General features: G+C 59.5%; 15 protein-coding genes. 6 read left to right on the top strand and 9 right to left on the bottom strand.

Annotation, left to right across the window (positions count from 1 at the left end; all coding sequences use genetic code 11):
* Window positions 1–12: 12 nt before the first annotated feature.
* The 6 genes from LOY28_RS24580 to yaaA all read right to left on the bottom strand — a co-directional run bounded on the left by LOY28_RS24580 (window position 13) and on the right by yaaA (window position 8,748).
* Window positions 13–1,500, bottom strand: a complete 1,488-nt coding sequence (locus LOY28_RS24580) for an alginate export family protein (protein WP_018927127.1) — start codon at window positions 1,498–1,500, stop codon at window positions 13–15.
* Window positions 1,497–2,921, bottom strand: a complete 1,425-nt coding sequence (gene algK, locus LOY28_RS24575; RefSeq protein WP_018927126.1) for an alginate biosynthesis TPR repeat lipoprotein AlgK — start codon at window positions 2,919–2,921, stop codon at window positions 1,497–1,499. Before algK ends, LOY28_RS24580 begins: the two co-directional genes overlap by 4 nt.
* Window positions 2,922–2,930: 9 nt before the next feature.
* Window positions 2,931–4,100 (bottom strand): alginate biosynthesis protein Alg44, encoded by a 1,170-nt coding sequence (locus LOY28_RS24570; RefSeq protein WP_018927125.1) that lies wholly within the window; start codon window positions 4,098–4,100, stop codon window positions 2,931–2,933.
* Window positions 4,101–4,135: 35 nt separating this feature from the next.
* Entirely contained in the window at window positions 4,136–5,617 is a 1,482-nt protein-coding gene (gene alg8 / locus LOY28_RS24565; RefSeq protein ID WP_370741111.1) for a mannuronan synthase, read from the bottom strand.
* A gap of 199 nt (window positions 5,618–5,816) precedes the next feature.
* Window positions 5,817–7,133, bottom strand: a complete 1,317-nt coding sequence (locus LOY28_RS24560) for a nucleotide sugar dehydrogenase (RefSeq protein ID WP_018927123.1) — start codon at window positions 7,131–7,133, stop codon at window positions 5,817–5,819.
* 835 nt (window positions 7,134–7,968) lie between these two features.
* Window positions 7,969–8,748, bottom strand: coding sequence for a peroxide stress protein YaaA (yaaA, locus tag LOY28_RS24555; RefSeq protein ID WP_258612665.1), 780 nt, complete (start codon window positions 8,746–8,748; stop codon window positions 7,969–7,971).
* A 322-nt stretch (window positions 8,749–9,070) separates the two neighbouring features.
* Here yaaA and LOY28_RS24550 point away from each other — a divergent pair, with 322 nt between their 5' ends.
* From LOY28_RS24550 to LOY28_RS24525, 6 genes are all read left to right on the top strand, one after another.
* The gene (locus tag LOY28_RS24550) at window positions 9,071–10,195 is read left to right on the top strand and encodes a polysaccharide deacetylase family protein (RefSeq protein ID WP_258612664.1); all 1,125 of its coding nucleotides are present in this window, start codon (window positions 9,071–9,073) and stop codon (window positions 10,193–10,195) included.
* Between the two features lie 335 nt (window positions 10,196–10,530).
* A complete protein-coding gene (locus LOY28_RS24545) occupies window positions 10,531–11,922 on the top strand; it encodes a PhoH family protein (protein WP_018927120.1) in 1,392 nt (463 codons plus the stop codon).
* Window positions 11,923–12,077: 155 nt separating this feature from the next.
* Window positions 12,078–12,551 (top strand): cyclic pyranopterin monophosphate synthase MoaC, encoded by a 474-nt coding sequence (gene moaC / locus LOY28_RS24540; RefSeq protein ID WP_018927119.1) that lies wholly within the window; start codon window positions 12,078–12,080, stop codon window positions 12,549–12,551.
* Window positions 12,548–12,790: a molybdopterin converting factor subunit 1 gene (moaD, locus tag LOY28_RS24535; RefSeq protein ID WP_018927118.1), complete on the top strand. Its 243-nt coding sequence runs from the start codon at window positions 12,548–12,550 to the stop codon at window positions 12,788–12,790. Before moaC ends, moaD begins: the two co-directional genes overlap by 4 nt.
* Window positions 12,791–12,793: 3 nt before the next feature.
* Window positions 12,794–13,246 (top strand): molybdopterin synthase catalytic subunit MoaE, encoded by a 453-nt coding sequence (gene moaE / locus LOY28_RS24530; RefSeq protein ID WP_018927117.1) that lies wholly within the window; start codon window positions 12,794–12,796, stop codon window positions 13,244–13,246.
* Between the two features lie 238 nt (window positions 13,247–13,484).
* Entirely contained in the window at window positions 13,485–14,261 is a 777-nt protein-coding gene (locus LOY28_RS24525) for an ABC transporter substrate-binding protein (protein WP_018927116.1), read from the top strand.
* A gap of 86 nt (window positions 14,262–14,347) precedes the next feature.
* On the opposite strand, the gene LOY28_RS24520 is transcribed toward LOY28_RS24525, so the two are convergent.
* The 3 genes from LOY28_RS24520 to LOY28_RS24510 form a co-directional block, all read right to left on the bottom strand.
* The gene (locus tag LOY28_RS24520; RefSeq protein ID WP_018927115.1) at window positions 14,348–14,989 is read right to left on the bottom strand and encodes a transcriptional regulator; all 642 of its coding nucleotides are present in this window, start codon (window positions 14,987–14,989) and stop codon (window positions 14,348–14,350) included.
* A gap of 93 nt (window positions 14,990–15,082) precedes the next feature.
* Window positions 15,083–16,210 carry an FAD-binding oxidoreductase gene (locus tag LOY28_RS24515; RefSeq protein WP_018927114.1) on the bottom strand — a complete coding sequence of 376 codons (1,128 nt, stop codon included), beginning with the start codon at window positions 16,208–16,210 and terminating at the stop codon, window positions 15,083–15,085.
* Between the two features lie 60 nt (window positions 16,211–16,270).
* On the bottom strand, window positions 16,271–17,218 hold the full coding sequence (locus tag LOY28_RS24510; RefSeq protein ID WP_026286496.1) for an ornithine cyclodeaminase family protein: 948 nt from the start codon (window positions 17,216–17,218) through the stop codon (window positions 16,271–16,273).
* Window positions 17,219–17,259: the final 41 nt, after the last annotated feature.

The following is a 17,259-nucleotide window of genomic DNA, read 5'->3' as shown; positions in this document are numbered from 1 at the left end:
TCGCGGTTTGCATCAGAAGCGCCAGATCACGTCGATAAACGCACGGTGCATGTACGAGTCGACTTCTTTGCCATAGGCATCGCCGGGCTTGAACACACCGCCACGGAACCGCACCAGGGCCGAAGGCTCATCGATCGACTGGCTCAACGCTGCCGGCAACAGGCCTTGCTTGAAGTACTTGGTGACCACCAGATCCATTTCCTGACCGAGGTCCTTGTTGCCATCTTCCAGCGGCAAGGAGGTGCTGGAGAGGATCGCGCCGGTCGCGTCGTCGGTGTTGTTTTCAACAGCGTTGATGCCGTTGTTGCCCACCGGCTTGTTGCCGTCCACACGCCAGAACTTGTGGTAGATCAGGCTGGCGTCGTATTCGTCGTTGAGCATCCAGGAGCCGAACAGCGTAGCGGTCTGCATGTTGTTCATTTCGCCACGGAAGGCTTCGCCGAAACGGTGAACCCGCGAGCGAGTACCGGTGTAGTTCGAGCGGTTGCTTTCCAGGCCGTTCTGTTGGTACTCGGCGCTGGCGCGGGCATAGGCTGCACCGACTTGCCACTGCGGATCGAGACGCAGACGAACACCCAGGTCGGTAGCCCAGCCGTTCAGGTCTTCACCACGCTTGGCTTCTGCCGGGCGAGTGCCGTCGGCATTCAACGGGTTGACCGTGTCACGGTCGCCGTTCATGCCGGTGATGCTGCCCCAGTAATTGACGGTGTTGGTGTTGCGCCAGTTGTAGGCATCACTGTCGGCGGTGAGGCCGAGCCAGCTGATGTCGCCGTTCTGTTTCTTGTCCAGGGTATCGCCAGCCACGCCCGGCTCCGGATAGTCGAGCTTGCCGTTATCGTGGGTGTGATGACCGCGAATGCCGACCCAGTTACCGGGTGTCCACTGATACGCCGCATCGGCGTAGGCGTGCAGGCGATCCTTGTCTTTGGGGGACAGTTCTTTCAGGTCGGTGCGGTATTCGCTGAAGCGTTCGGCGATACCGACGTTGGCGCGCAACAGGGTGGTGTCGAAGGTCCAGTTCAGGGCTTCGATGTTGGTGTCGCGCCATTGGCCGTCGTCGTTTCGCAGGCGTTGGCGACCGAACTTGAGGATCTCGCCAGGGTAAGGCGTGAGGCCCTGGTAACCGACCCAGAACTCGCGCATCGCCAGGTAGTTTTTCCTGGTCTTGCGATCGCCGCTGTCGGTGGTCTGGGTGCCGCTGTTGTCGGACTGCTGCAGGGTGTCGGTTTCGATGATGTCGGTGGACGTCACGGCCTGACCCATCGCGTAGGCGCTCCACGCGCCGCTTTCGCCATAGACCCATGGGCGCAGGTCGAGGCCGACGCCGTTAACGTCGCCGCCACCGGCGGTGCCCAGGTCACTGTCGTTCTCGGACTGGCCGGTAACTTTGACTTCGAGACCGAAGTTCTTGTCTTCGGTCAGGGCCGCCAGGGTCGGGCACGACCACAGCAGGGCGAATGTCAGGCCAATACCGGCCTGCACGAATGGATTGAGTTTCATAGGGATTCCTCGCCGTCTTCTTCTTGCAAAGCGTGCAGTTCCAGCGTGTCCGGACTCACGGTGCTACGAATGGCTTGCTCTTGTTTGAGCAGGCGTTGGGCCTCGGCCAGCCGGTCAGGCGGCAGTTGCGCTTCGAGTGTTTGCGCAAGCTCAGTGGCTTGCGGGGTGTCTTGAGCCTTGGCCAATTGGCTGAAGACGTAAGCGTTGACCGGGTCGGGCCGGGTGCCCTTGCCTTGGGAGAACAGTTGGGCGATGGCGAAATCGGCGCTGTTCTGGCCGTTGCGCGCAGCGGTCAGCAGGTGATCCAGGGCTTTCTGCGGATAGACCTTGCCCAGGTAACCGCGACGGTAAATCTGGCCGAGGTAGTAATCGGCGGCGACTTCCCGGCCGAGGGCTTTCTTGAAGTGCTCTTCGGCGACCTTGGCGTCGGCCGGCACCATCTTGCCTTCGTAGTAGAGCTTGCCCAGCAACAGTTCGGCGCGCGGCTGGTCGGCGGCGCGGCCGTTGTCCAGGTACTTCATCATCGTGTCGACGTCGCCCAGTTCAGGGAAGTCGTAGAGCAACTGCGCCAGGCTGACCCAGGACGCCGGGTAGCCCGGGGCGATGCCTTCGAGCAGCGACTGAGCGGTTTTTTCGTCGGTCTTGCCCAGGCTCGCATCGCCCAGCACGCGGGCCACGCTGTCGACCCGTTGCGCGGAGACGGTGCCACGGCTGTGAGCGGCCTGCATCTGCTTGATCAGCTCGGCCTGTTGCTCGGGCTGGCCACGTTTCTGATAGACCGTGGCCAGTTCGACGTAGCAGATGTCGGTGGTGTTCAACGCCGCTTTGCAGATCTTTTCCACGTCATTCAGGTGTTGGTCGTAAGTGCCCTGGGTGCGATAGAGCAGCACCTGGGCCAGACCTGCTTCCGGTTTGCCTTCGGCGCGCCATTGGCTGATCTGCTGCTGTGCGTTGACGTTGGGGAAGCTGTGCGGGAATTGCAGATACAGCATCGCCAACGGGATCAGGGTGTTGCCTTCGCCATTGGTCGCGGCTTTCTTCAACAGTGCCTCGGCTTCGTGGTGTTCGGCTTCGGTGGCGCCAGGTTTGGCCACCAGCAGGCGACCCAGGCGAGCCTGAGCCCGCGGCGAGACGCTGGCTGCGGCGCGGTAAGTCGCCTCGGCCTTTTTGATCTGCGCCGGGTCGCGGCTGTCGACCTGAATGTCGGCCAGCCCAACCTGGGCTTCGCTGTAGCCCAGGTCGGCCAGTTGCTGATAGTTCTGCGCCGCCAGCGTGGTATCACCGCGCTTGAGGGCTTCATTGGCCAGGCGCTGGTCGGGCAGGCCGGCGCAACCGGCCAGGCTTACGGCCAGTGCAACTGCACACAGTGATCCTATGTGGGTGCGCGGTGTTCTGAGGATTTGTGGAGTCGTCACGGGCATGTCCTCTGTTTAAAGACCGGCGGCCATGGCTTTGTTGATCAGCCAGTTCAGGTTCGGGCCACGGGTGCTGTTCACTTCCGCCGGGCGACCGGCGAGTGCGCTGTCCAGCGGCTCGTCAGGTTTGATCTGCACGCGGATATCGGATGACAGGTCTTCGCTTTTCAGGCTGGTGCTGCTGACGATCTTGCCGGTACGGGTCTGGTCTTCGCCGGCGATCTGGAAGCTGACCGTGGTGCCTGGGCGCACGTCGCCGAACTGGCGATAGGAGAAGCGTGCTTCAACGTTGGCTTCGGTATTGCGTGGCACCAGTTGGAAGATCACGTCACCTTTGTTGGCGTATTGACCGTTAGCCACCAGTTGCTGGGCCACGGTGCAATCGCACGGAGAGGTCAGGGTGCCGGTCATTTGCTTGCCGAAGAGCTCTTCAACCTTGGACGGTTGCAGTTGGTTTTCGTCCAGATGGCCTTTGAGTACGTCGAGCATGCTGGTGCTGAAGGTCGCCAGCGGGGCGCCTTTGGCGGCAACGCCGTCAGCCTTGATCAGGCTCTGCACGGTGCCGTCGCGCGGCATGGTGATGTTCATGCCTTGCACGCTGACCAGGCCAGCCTGGGCGTGGCTGACGAAGTACATGCCGTACACCGATTTGAAGATAAAACCGAACGCCACCAGGCCGACCACGAAGATACCGGCGCTGAAGGTCACCGCTTTCAGACGGCCGAGCGCGGTCATGCCATGACCGCCGTCCTTGACCTTGCGCGCCTTGGTGAAGTTGTCGCGTTGCAGGGTTGCGAGCATTTCACCCACGCTGACGATGTCACCGGCCAGGTGCGAAGTAATCAGGTGGCGCAGGGTGGAAATGTCCCGGGGTTCCAGGTTCTGGAACTGGCAACCTACGCGGCCGGTCTGGCGGTCGACGGAGCGGATCTGCAACTCCACGTCCATGGCCAGACCGAGGTTGTCGATGACGAATTGCAGGCGGGCCTTGTGCACATCGCCGACCTTCAGCGGCAACTGACCGGCGTTGAACGCCAGGCCGCCGGCGGAAAGGTCGATGACCCGGGCTTCGACCGGGGTCCGGTCAGGGCCGAAGAAACGCAGCTTGGCCGGAATTTTCACACGGGCGTGTTGGCGCTGGGCTTCGGATTCGTGCACTACGTTGCTGTTGACGGCGGTATTCATATGGGCGATTTCCTAGTTAATTCAGGCGAGTTCGGTCAGACCATCATCAGCAGCACGGCGACAAAGATGCTGCCGGCGGAGAAGGTCATGGTCCGAGACGACCAGGTGTTGAACCAACGTTGAAAGCTGGCGAGATCACGGGTCAGAGAAGTGGGCTGGCGAGTCCAGGATTGTTGATCGAGGCGGAAGAACACGTAGATCTTCACCAGCGCGCCGACGATCTGGTTGTAATAGAGAATGGCCGGGTATGCCGGGCCGATCCGGTGACCGGAACAGGACAGCAACAGGGTCAGGATCAGGCGGGTGATGCCGATCCACAGCAGGTAAACCAGGATGAACGCGGTGCCGTACTTGAAGGTGGCGATGAGCGCCACCGTCAGGCCCAGCAGGGACGTCCACATCGACACGCGCTGATCGAACAGCACCACTGACGTGAACAGGCCGAGGCGTTTCATCCCCAGGCCCAGGGCGCGGGAGTTCTGCCGCAGGTTGTTGCCGTACCAACGGAACATCAGTTTGCGACTGGCCTTGATGAAGCTCTTTTCCGGCGGGTGTTCCACGGTATGGATCGCGGCGTCGGGCACGTAGAACGTGTCGTAACCCAGGCGCATCAGGCTGAACCAGCTCGACTTGTCGTCACCGGTCAGGAACTTGAAGCGGCCCAGGCGCCAGTGTTGCAGCGAGTCGCTTTCCACGTCGGCGATGAAGTCCGGGTTGGTGACCACGGTGGCGCGGAACACCGACATCCGGCCAGTCATGGTCAGCACGCGCTTGGACAGGGCCATGGAGCACATGTTGATGTGGCGCTGGGCGAATCGCAGTTTGTGCCATTCGCTCATGATGTAGCCGCCGCGCACTTCGCAGAACTCGTTGGTGGTCAGGCCGCCGACATTGCCGAACAGCTGGAACCACGGCACGGTCTTGAGCACGACGCCTTCGGCCAGCACGGTGTCGCCATCGATCACTGCAACCACGGCACGGTCGTCCGGCAGGTGGCGGGAGATGGCGCGGAAACCATAGGCCAGGCCATCGCGCTTGCCGGTGCCGGGAATGCGCACGAAGTCGAGCTTGACCCGTGTCGGTGGGTTCATGCGTTTCCAGAGGCTCTTGACCAGCAGCTCATCGGACATTTCGACGATGGAGCACACCACGGTAGTCGGCAGGCCGCAGTCGATGGCCTCGCGGATCACCGAGCTGTAGACCTGCGCGGTGGTCAGTGCATCGATACGGAAGCTGGTGACCATCAGGAACACGTGGGACGGGTCTGCCTCTTTGCCCAGCTTGCGCACTTTGCGCCGCAGGTGCGGGTAGACCACGTACAGAAACAGCATGCCGCGCAAAAAGTGCGTGGCACCCATCGAGTAGCGCCAGATACCGACGATACCGATCAGGAAGATGAAGTCCTTCGACTCGGAGTCGAATGTGGACGGAGGCAACGCCAGGGCGATGCCCATTAATAAACTTAGGTAAAACAGCCAACCGGCGGCCTGAAGTAGGCCGTGCTTTAGCCTGTGCATAATCTGCATCCGTCTCGATCTCGGGCGGAGCCCGATTGGGTTAAGGCAGGCTTGTGAAAACTGGCGCCACCCGGTTTGGATAACGCCAGAATCCCTGTAGGAGCTGGCGAAGCCTGCGATCTTTTGATCTTTCGCTTGGGATTCAAGTGAGCTGGGAAAGATCGCAGCCTCGTTTCACTCGACAGCTCCTACAGGCGTGTTACCAGCAGATACCTTCGGTGCGCTTGCTGACGCTGGTGGCTTGAGACATGAAGCCGACCAGGTCGACCACTTGCTTGCCGTGCGGTGCTTCCTGCGCCAGGGCGCGGAATTTCTCGTCACGGTTACCGAGGATGATCACGTCGGAGTTGTTGATCACGTCCTCGAAGTTCGAGTTGAGCAAGGAGGAGACGTGAGGGATCTTCGACTCGATGTAATCCTTGTTCGCACCGTGGACACGGGCGTACTCGACGTTGCTGTCGTAGATGCTCAGGTCGTAGCCCTTGCCGATCAGCATTTCCGCCAGATCGACCAGCGGGCTTTCGCGCAGGTCGTCGGTGCCGGCCTTGAAGCTCAGGCCCAGCAGGGCGACTTTGCGTTTGTCGTGGCTGGAGACGATGTCGAACGCGTTCTGTACCTGGGACTCGTTACTGCGCATCAGCGAGTTGAGCAGCGGTGCTTCGACGTCCAGGGAACCGGCGCGGTAGGTCAGGGCGCGCACATCTTTCGGCAGGCAGGAGCCGCCGAACGCGAAGCCAGGACGCATGTAGTACTGGGACAGGTTCAGTGTCTTGTCCTGGCAGACCACTTCCATCACTTCACGACCATCGACGCCGACAGCCTTGGCGATGTTGCCGATCTCGTTGGCGAAGGTCACCTTGGTGGCGTGCCACACGTTGCAGGTGTACTTGATCATCTCGGCAACGGCGATGTCCTTGCGGATGATCGGTGCGTCGAGTTCTTCGTACAGCGATTGCAGGACGTCGCCCGAAGCCTTGTCGAACTCGCCGATGACGGTCATTGGCGGCTGGTCGTAGTCGGCGATTGCGGTGCTTTCGCGCAGGAACTCAGGGTTCACGGCAACACCGAAGTCGACGCCGGCTTTCTTGCCGGAGCAGTCTTCGAGAATCGGGATGACCACGTTTGCCACGGTGCCCGGCAATACGGTGCTGCGCACGACGATGGTGTGGCGGGTGGTTTTGTCACGCAGAACAAAACCGATTTCGCGGCACACGGCCTCGATGTAGTTCAGTTCCAGGTCGCCGTTCTTTTTGCTCGGCGTGCCGACGCAGATCATCGACAGGTCGGTGTCGCGAATCGCCTCGGCGAAGTTGGTCGTGCCGCGCAGACGGCCAGTCTCGATGCCCTGTTTCAGAAGTTCGCCCAGACCGGGTTCAACGATCGGCGAACGACCGGCGTTGATCATATCGATCTTGTCTTTGGCAACATCGACGCCAACGACGTCATGGCCCCGTGCAGACAGGCAACCGGCACAGACTGCACCGACGTAACCCAAACCAAATATGCTGATGCGCATCGCATTTACCTCTCAGTTAATCAAGACTGTGTTCAACAAGCCATTACATGGCCGGAGTTAATGGTGTTCAGCGGTCATAATGCACTCGCAAGTGCGGCCTTAAAGGCGTCACAATGCCGGGTGCAGGCATACTAAGTTCCGAGTGTCTAAATAAGTGCACTCAAGAAGTGCGCAACCAGGCCTTATTGTTATGACGTGCCCTGTTATGCAGCCGACCCTCTAATCAGAGGACGTTCGTGCAAAGGTCTTGCGCGCTCAATGCCAGGCCAGAAGCCCGTAAATCAAGCGGTTGGGTGCTCGGGTGAGCACGTTTATAGGGGCGCAGCCGTGGCCTTGTAGGGGATATTAATGATGCGTTATCTCCTGTCCTTCATGTGTTGCCCAAACAAGTGATCCATAAGTTCAAGTTAATATGACAACTTCGCTATCGGGACCGCTTCTCTGTGTAAGTTATCTCGTACGTTCGCCGAGAGAATCGTTACGGGTGGTATGAGCGACGCATTTGGACATAGTTCCAGTCCACCCATCGCGATTTCTGGAATTTCTTGAAATATTGAAAAAGATGGCACTGCTTTCATATTGATAGCACTTGCCGTTTCGCCCTTTATATATAGGGTGATTATTGCCTTGGGTACTTTTTTGCCACTACTCACAAAAATTTTCAGTGCCACTACTGAAAAAAATCAGCAAAGTCGAGTGAAACAAAAGTTAGAAAATCGAGTGCTTGTTTTTTGGCGCCAATAAGTCGGCGAAAAGGGCGGGGATTGTTCGAGGATCGAAGGGGTAGCGCACGACGAAGTTGTTGGTGTCGTGCGCGAATTGAGTGCGGGTCTGGTTACTCCGGTGCGTGATCGCGCAGGAATACCAGATTGTCCGGTTTAGACTGTTCGTTGCTGTAGCGATAACCCTGAACATCGAACTGCTTGAGGGCGACCGGGTCATTGATGCGTTCTTCGATGACGAAGCGGCTCATCATCCCGCGGGCCTTTTTCGCGTAGAAGCTGATGATTTTGTACTGGCCGTTCTTCAAATCCTTGAACTCGGTATTGATGATGCGCGCGTTCAAGGCGCTGCGTTTGACCGCCGAGAAGTATTCGTTGGAGGCCAGGTTCAGCAGTACATCGTCGCCCTGATCGGCCAGCGCTTCGTTCAGCCATTCGCTGATCCGCGTGCCCCAGAAGGCATACAGATCCTTGCCACGGGCATTGGCCAGCTTGGTGCCCATCTCCAGCCGATAGGGCTGCATCAGGTCCAGAGGGCGAAGCAGGCCGTACAGGCCGGAGAGCATGCGCAAGTGCTGCTGGGCGTAATCGAAGTCGGCTTCGCTGAAGGTTTGTGCATTCAGGCCGGTGTACACGTCGCCCTTGAATGCCAGCAACGCCTGCTTGGCATTCTCCGGAGTGAAGGCCGGGGTCCAGCTGCCGAAACGTGCGGCATTGAGGCCGCCAATCTTATCGGAGACGTGCATCAGCTCGCTGATCTGCGCCGGTGTCAGGTCGCGCAGTTGCAGGATCAGTTCCTGGGAGTGGTCGAGGTATTGCGGCTGAGTGAAGCGCTGGGTCGCCGGCGGTGTTTCGTAATCGAGGGTCTTGGCGGGGGAAATCACCATCAGCATGAAGTCGGCTCCTTTAATCGTGGGGGCGATTCTAGGGGGTTGTCTGTGTTGACTCCAGCTATGGGTGTCATAGGTGATCGGTGGTGTCGCCAGGTTTTGTGGCAGAAGGCGATCCTGTGGCGAGGGAGCTTGCTCCCGCTTGAGCGCGAAGCGGTCGCAATACAGGCGCATGGATTTATCCAGAGAAAGTATTTGTCGGTTTGGGTCTGCTTCGCAGCCCAGCGGGAGCAAGCTCCCTCGCCACAATGAGTTCGGCGCAGATGCGGGAATTTGAACGCTATCGGCTATAGTGCCGCGCGGGTTTTGTTATGGAGACATCCCATTGCGTATCGTTTTTCTATTCTTCGCCTCGCTGTTGAGTTTCGTCGCCCAGGCGGCGCCGGGCGATGTGGCGACGCTGGATCGCAGCACCTGGCCTGAGCGGCTCAGCAACCCGACCCTGTTCGACGTTGCCTCCCGGGCCGAAATCCTCATGTTCGCCCGCGTCCTGCTCGCCAGCGAATCGCTCGATGAAGCAAGCCTGGCTCAACGCCTGGGCCTGCGCACCGTCAATCTGGAGTCGGTCAACCAGCTGCGCCAGCGCATGTGGCAGCGGTTGCTGAGCAACTACAACTTCGCCCAGCAGAGTTGCGATCAGGATGCCTCTTTCTGTTTCCTCGTCGAGGACATGGATACCTTGCGTGAGCAAGCGGCCAAGTTTCAGATCAGCAACGACAGCTACTACATCAAGTGGGCCGAGCCGAGCCGGTTGTTCCACGCTCAGTATCTGGACGAGCAATTGCGCAAGGCCGCGCTGTTCCCGCAGACCAGCAGCGAAGTCGATCGTTTTGGCGACTATGAGCACAATGGCGATGCCATGAATGATCGCCTGTTCCTGCTGACTTTCGACAGCGCTGCCAATGCCGTGCCGGATAACACTGCCTGGGTCACCGAGTACCTGCGCAAATCGAACATGAGCGCGACGTTCTTCGTCCTCGGTAAGGACATCCAGGCCCGTCTGGCTGAAGGTTCGGCGACCAGCCTGCAAGGGACCTATTCGCAGCAATGCGTTGGTGTGCAGGGTTGGGAGTTCCGTTCCCACAGCCACTGGCAAGACTGGCAGGACTCGGTGCGGCGCAGCGCCGAGCTGGTCAAGGGCAAGCTGCCGGAGAATTACGTGCCGCTGTTTCGTCCGCCCGATGGCCAGCGTCGGTCCGATGCTGAAGGCTTCTTCAGGTCTCAGGGTTTGCAGGTGGCACTGTGGGACATCGATGCCCAGGACGGCGCCGGCAAGCTCAAGGGCAGCCAGAGTGCGCAACGGGTGCTGACCCTGATGCTGCTGTGGCGGCACGGGGTGATCAACTTCAATGTGAAGCAGGACGCGCTGAAAACCGCGATGCCCTGGCTCATCACGCAAACGGCGCCAAGCGGGATCGGTTGGGAAAACTGTCAGGACGCGTTTCGCTGAAACGGGGAAAGCCCGTAAACATTGGGGCAGGGACGTTTTTGGAGGAGATTTCGATGCAGGCGGACTTCCGACTTTAGCGGGGTGCTGGCAGTCCGCCAAGTGCTATTGGTCATTCTGAAAAATAAACTTCAAAAAAACGTCAAAGTGCTTTTTTCTGTCATGTGTTTTGGAGTATTACGAAGACAGACCGCCGAAACCTGCAACACAGGTGGCGTCTTCCAAGACTCCGTTTGGGTTGCAATCACTTGAGTCTGAGCAGGTGATTTCGGTGGCCACTTCGAGGCGCAGCACTGTCATGGTATTGCGTCGACTGGCTCCCACAAAGGTGACCGAGTATGGATGATCACGGACGTAGCCCTTCCAACCAGCCAATCCTTTATGTACTCGATACCAACGTATTGATTCACGATCCAAACGCCCTGCTTAACTTCGAAGAACACCACGTCGCGATCCCGATGACCGTGCTTGAAGAGCTGGACAAGCTCAAGAGCGGGCCTCACAGCGTTGCAGCGGAATGCCGCCAGGCCATTCGGCTGATCGACAAGACCCTGGGCGATGCCAGCCCCGAAGACGTCGAACTCGGCGTTCCGATCCAGCGTGGCAAGGGCGGGCCCAAGGGCTTGCTGTCAATTCTGATGAGCAAGCGTGCCGAGCCGAACATCATTCTGCCCGAGCACCTGAACGACAACATCATCATCAACCAGCTGATCGACCTGCGCGCGCGTGATGCAAAACTGCCCGTGGTGCTGGTCACAAAAGACATCAACATGCGCCTCAAGGCCCGGGCTTGTGGGATCGCGGCCGAGGACTACAGTACCGACCAACTGGTCGACGACGTTTCGTTGCTGCCCAACGGTTACCACAACATGACCGGCTCCTTCTGGGACCGGGTGAGTAAAGTCGAAACCCGGCAGGATCATGGTCGCACCTGGCATCAGGTGCAGCTGATCGACAACCTGCCTGCCGTGCACGTTAACGAGTTCATCATCGACGAACAGGGCTTTGTCGGCTGGATCAAGGAAATCCAGGTCGACAAATTGTTGATCCTCGACCTGCATCAGGAGCCTCTGTTGCACCAGGAAGCCTGGGGCCTGAAACCGCGTGACATCTATCAAAGCCTGGCGCTGTACGCCTTGCTCGATCCGGACATTCATCTGGTGAACCTGTCCGGCGCGGCCGGTTCCGGTAAAACCATCCTGGCCCTGGCGGCGGCCATCGAGCAGACCATGGTCAGCAAACGCTACCGGCGCATCATTGCCACCCGCAGCGTGCAGGGGCTCGACCAGGAAATCGGTTTCCTGCCCGGCACCGAAGCGGAAAAGATGGAGCCTTGGCTGGGCGCCATCACCGACAACCTCGAAGCCTTGCACATGGATGACGAAAACACCCATGGCAGCGTCGACTACATCCTCAGCAAAGTGCCGTTGCAGTTCAAATCCCTCAACTACATTCGAGGCCGTAGCTTCCAGCAGAGTCTGATCCTGATCGATGAATGCCAGAACCTCACGCCGCACCAGATGAAAACCATCATCACCCGTGCTGGCGCCGGTTCCAAAGTGGTGTGCCTGGGCAACCTGGCGCAAATCGACACCCCTTACCTGTCCGCGACCAGCTCCGGGCTGACGTACCTGACCGAACGCTTCAAAGACTTCCCCAACGGTGTACACATCACCCTGCAAGGGGTGCCACGTTCGATTCTGGCCGAATACGCCGAATCGCATCTGTAACCTTGAACCACAAAAACGGGGCGACCTCACGGGTCGCCCCGTTTTTTGTGTCCCGCATTTCCTCTGTAGGAGCGAGGCATGTCGATCGGATAATCGTGCGTGCGGAAAATTGACCCGCAGGTTTACAATCGATGCTCCTGATCAGGAGTAACGCTGTGCTGACTCATCTCGATTCCCAAGGTCGCGCCCATATGGTCGACGTCACCGAAAAAGCCGTGACGTTCCGCGAAGCGACGGCCCAAGCGCTGGTGCGCATGCTGCCCGAAACCCTGCAGTTGATCGTCAGCGGCGGTCATCCCAAGGGTGATGTGTTCGCCGTGGCGCGGATCGCCGGCATCCAGGCGGCGAAGAAAACCAGCGATCTGATTCCTCTGTGCCATCCGTTGATGCTCACCGGTGTCAAGGTCGAACTCAGTGCCGAAGGCGACGACACCGTGCGCATCGTGGCGCGCTGCAAGTTGTCCGGGCAGACCGGTGTCGAGATGGAAGCGCTGACCGCCGCCAGTGTCGCGGCGTTGACCATCTATGACATGTGCAAGGCCGTGGACCGCGGCATGACCATCGAGAGCGTGCGGCTGCTGGAAAAACTCGGCGGCAAGAGCGGCCATTTTCAGGCGGAGCAGCCATGAACGTGACCGTGAAGTTTTTTGCCCGTTACCGTGAGGCGCTCGGCGTGGATTCAGTGAAGGTTGAAGGTGATTTCGCCACGGTTGACGATGTGCGTGCACTGCTGGCCCAACGTGAAGGCGCCGAAGTGTTGAGCGAGCAGAACCTGATGTGCGCCCGCAATGAAGACCTCTGCCAGCTCGATGAACCGGTCGGCGATGGCGATGAAGTGGCTTTCTTTCCAACCGTGACCGGGGGCTGAGCCATGGCGATTCGTGTGCAGCCCACGCCGTTCGACCCGGGCGCTGAGGTCAACGCCATGCACGCGGCCAATGTGGGCGTCGGTGCGGTGGTGAGTTTTGTCGGCTATGTACGCGACTTCAATGACGGCCTCGACGTCGCCGGGATGTTTCTGGAGCACTACCCGGGCATGACCGAAAAAGCCCTGGGCAAGATTGCCGCGGAGGCCGAGCAGCGCTGGCCGCTGTTGAAGCTGGAAGTGCTGCATCGCATCGGCGCACTGGAGCCGGGCGAGCCGATCGTCTTCGTCGGTGCCGCCAGCGCCCACCGTCAGGCAGCGTTCGATGCCTGCGCCTTTGTCATGGACTACCTGAAAACCCGCGCGCCATTCTGGAAGAAAGAAAACACCAGTGATGGCGCGCGCTGGGTTGAAGGGCGCGACAGCGATCATGCGGCGGCGGATCGCTGGAAGCAGTAATTCCTCCAGTGCTTTCGAATACGCCTTCGCGGTCCGACTTGTCCGCGAAGAGGCCTTCTGCATCACCCAAAAATCCACTGATTCCCCTCCCGACCAGAGGCTGGAAGATCTGTATGCGCCCGATTGACGGGTAATACATAAAAGTCCAGTATGGATTTATAAGTACAAAAAAGGCGTTCCCTGTTTCAGCTTTTTCTTCTGTCTTGCCAAACCAACAACAACCCGCGAGAGAACGAACATGAAGAAATTCCCCCTCATCACCGGTCTGGCCCTGAGCCTGTTGGCGTGCAGTAGCGTGTTCGCTGCCGAGAAAAGCCTGCGCATCGGTATTGAAGCGGCCTATCCGCCGTTCGCATCGAAAACCGACAAAGGTGAAATTGTCGGTTTCGACTACGACATCGGCAACGCCCTGTGCGCGCAGATGAAGGTCAAGTGTGTATGGGTCGAAGGCGAATTCGACGGTCTGATTCCTTCCCTCAAAGTGAAGAAAATCGACATGGCGCTGTCGTCCATGACCATCAATGAAGACCGTAAGAAGTCGGTGGATTTCACCCACAAGTACTACTTCACCTCATCGCGACTGGTGATGAAGGAAGGCGCGGCGGTCGATGACCAGTACGCCAGCCTCAAGGGCAAGACAGTCGGCGTTCAACGCGCAACCACTACCGACCGTTACGCCACCGAGGTTTTCGAACCGAAGGGCATCAACGTCAAGCGTTACGGCAACAACGAAGAAATCTACATGGACCTGGCGGCAGGTCGCCTCGATGCCATTTTTGCCGACACCATTCCATTGAATGACTTCCTGTCGATGCCGCGTGGCAAGGGTTACGCCTTTGTCGGGCCGGAACTCAAGGATCCGAAATACGTGGGTGAGGGCGCCGGGATTGCCGTGCGCAAGGGCAACACCGAGTTGGTCAGTGAACTGAACGCGGCCATCGACGGCATTCGCGCCAGTGGCGAATACCAGAAGATTTCGGAGAAGTACTTCAAGTCCGACATCTACGGCGATTGATCGGAAAAAGATCGCAGCCTTCGGCAGCTCCTAAAGAGGACCACATTTCTCTGTAGGAGCTGGCGCAGCCTGCGATCTTTTGATTTTCAGCCCTTCAATTCCTTCAAATGCTTGTACACCGTCGCCCGGCCCATGTTCAGCACATTGGCCACGTAGTTGGAGGCGCTTTTGCCTTTGAAGGCGCCTTCGGCGTGCAGCGCCAGCACCAGTTCGCGTTTGTGGTCGCGGGTCAGCACATTAAGGCTCAACTGGCGCTCGCGCAGCCAGGCATGCAGAAAAGTGTTGATCCGTTCCTGCCAGTCATCGCGAAACAGTGAGTCCGGTTGCGGAATCAGCTTGGTCGGCGACAGGAACAAATCCAGCGCCGCCTTCGCGTTCTCGAACAACGAGATATTCAGATTGATGCACAGCACTGCCAGCGGTTGCCCTTCGCTGTCGCGCAGCACGCTGCTGAGGCTGCGAATCTTCTGGCCGTCCCAGTTGAGCTTTTCGTACGGCCCGATGTTTCGTTCACTGACCTCTTCGCTGAGCATGTCCTCCAGCGACGAGTCGTCTCCAATTTCCCGTTTGGACAGGTTGTTGGCGATGTAGTCGACCTTTTGTGTGCGCAGGTCGTGCAGCACCACCTCGGCGTGAGGGAAGAACAACGTGGCGATGGCATCGGCAATCGCGCGGAAGTTGTCCATGGACACATTGTCCAGGGCCGAGTTTTTTTCAGGTGCGTTCATACAGTGGAGCTCCAGGCCAGCGTCAGTGCCCCTTTAAAAAGGGGCACTGGAAGTTTGCCGCAATCGTGTGGGCACGTCACCTGAGGATCAGGATCAACCCAGGCGGGCGGGGGAGAGCATCGCGGCGTCCAGACCGAAACGGGTGAGCTGTTCGGGCAAGGCTTCGCCGCGTACCAGTGCAGCACTGGCCTGGCCCATGGCCGGTGACGTCTGGATGCCGTAGCCGCCTTGTCCCGCCACCCAGAACAGGCCCGATACGTGTTGATCGAAGCCGGACAGCAAATCCCCGTCGTGCACGAAACTGCGCAAGCCGGCCCAGGTGCGGGTCGGGCGGCGGATGGTCAGGGTGGTGGCCTCTTCGATCTGGTAGATGCCCATGGCGATGTCCAGTTCTTCGGGCTGCACGTCGTGTGGCTCCACCGGGTCGGCGTTGGCCGGTGAGCCGAGGAACATGCCGGCGTCGGGTTTCATGTAGAACGATTCATCGAGACTGACCAGCATTGGCCAGTCATGGCTATCCAGGCCCTCGGGGCCGGCGAAGATAAAGGCTGCCCGGCGCTTGGGTTGCAGGCCCAGAGGCTGTGCGCCGGCCAGCTCGCCAACCTTGTCGGCCCAGGCGCCGGCGGCGTTGATGATGATCGGGGCGCTGAAGGTCTGAGTGGCGGTTTGAACCTGCCATAGCCCTTCGGTATCCCGGGCCAGGCTCAGCACTTCACTGTCGGTATGCACCTCGCCTTTATTGCGCCGGATACCGCGCAGATAGCCTTGGTGCAGGGCATCGGTATCGATGTCGCTGGCGGTTGGGTCGTAGATCGCGCCATGGACTTTTTCCCGACGCAGGATCGGCAGACGCGCACAGGCTTCGTCGGCGCTGAGCAGTTGCATCTGCGGCACGGTGGCTTTGGCGCTCAGGTATTGATTGTTCAGCTCGGCCGGATCGCCCGTGAAGTCGACGGTCATCTCACCGCGCGGGGTCAGCAGCGGGTGTTCGCAGAAACCGGGCGGTGGTGCATCGAAGAAATCGCGGCTGGCCAGGGTCAATGCCCGAACCTGGGGCGTGCCGTAGGCGGCGGTGTAGAGCGCCGCCGAGCGTCCGGTGGAGTGATAGGCCGGATGGGATTCGCGCTCGAGCACAATCACCCGTCCGTGCTGCGACAGCCAGAAACCGGTGGAAGCACCGGCAATCCCGCCGCCGATAATGATGAAATCTGCCTGGCTCATGAACGTCTCCTGATGGGGCGTAAATGCCGAAATTGTTGGGGATCCCTGTGGGAGCGGGTGTTAGCCCAGTAGGCGGTAAATGGCATTGGCCAGTGCGATGTCTTCCAGGCCCAGGCCGATGGAGCGGAAAAACACAGGTCGGTCGTAGTCCGGGCGCTGCACTTTTTCGCTGAGCAAGTCGGGCAGGTCGCCGACTATCGAGCGCTTGTCCCAGCCATGCTGTTCACCGGCGATCAGCATTTCGCCGGCCGAGCCCGGGGTGGTCTGGCGATAGTCGCAGAATACCTGCATGTCATTGAGGCTCTGCGGCGGTACTTCATGGGCACGCGGAGCATTGGTGCTGATGGACGTGATCAGCGCCGGTTTGCTCAGAATAGACGGGTCGATCACCGGTCCGGCGGACGAAGTGCAAAGCATGATTACGTCAGCGTCTTGTATCGCGTTGTCGCAACTGTCGGCGAGGGTCAGCCGTGGATCGAGGCTTTCGAGTTGCGCCAGCGTTTCGGCGTTCTTGCCGCGCAAGCTCGGTGAATACAGGCTGATGCTTTGCCAGTCTCGCAGGTTCTTCACATAGTGCAGGTGCGCCTGGGCCACTTTGCCGCTGCCGATGATCGCCAGGCGTTGGGCCTTCAGCGGTGCGAGGGCATCGACCGCCACCGCCGTCGTCGCCGCGGTGCGTGCGGTGGTCAGTTCACCGGCATCGCAGAGCAGCAGCGGCTGGCCGGTCTGCATCGACATCAACAGCGTCCAGGCGGTCACCAATGGGCCTTGCTCACGCACGATGTAGGGCGATGTCTTGACGCCATACACGCCGTCTTCGGCCAGCACGCCCAGGTAGTTGATGAAGTCCCCGGCACCTTTCGGGAATTCCACCAACTGCTGGGCCGGTTGCACGGCTTGCCCGGCGGCCAGGTCGCGGAACAGCTTGCGCAGGATCTGCGGCACGTCGACTTGCGCCAACAGTTCGCGGGCCTGGGGTTGGGTGATCACGTAAGGCGTGCTGGGCATGGTCGACTCCGGGTGCTGAAAGTAAACTAATTTGTCCATTA

Origin of the sequence: Pseudomonas sp. B21-017 (assembly GCF_024749245.1) — a bacterium.
Taxonomy (GTDB): domain Bacteria; phylum Pseudomonadota; class Gammaproteobacteria; order Pseudomonadales; family Pseudomonadaceae; genus Aquipseudomonas.
The sequence above is the reverse complement of the archived record's forward strand: the minus strand, read 5'-3'. Positions and strand labels throughout refer to the sequence as shown.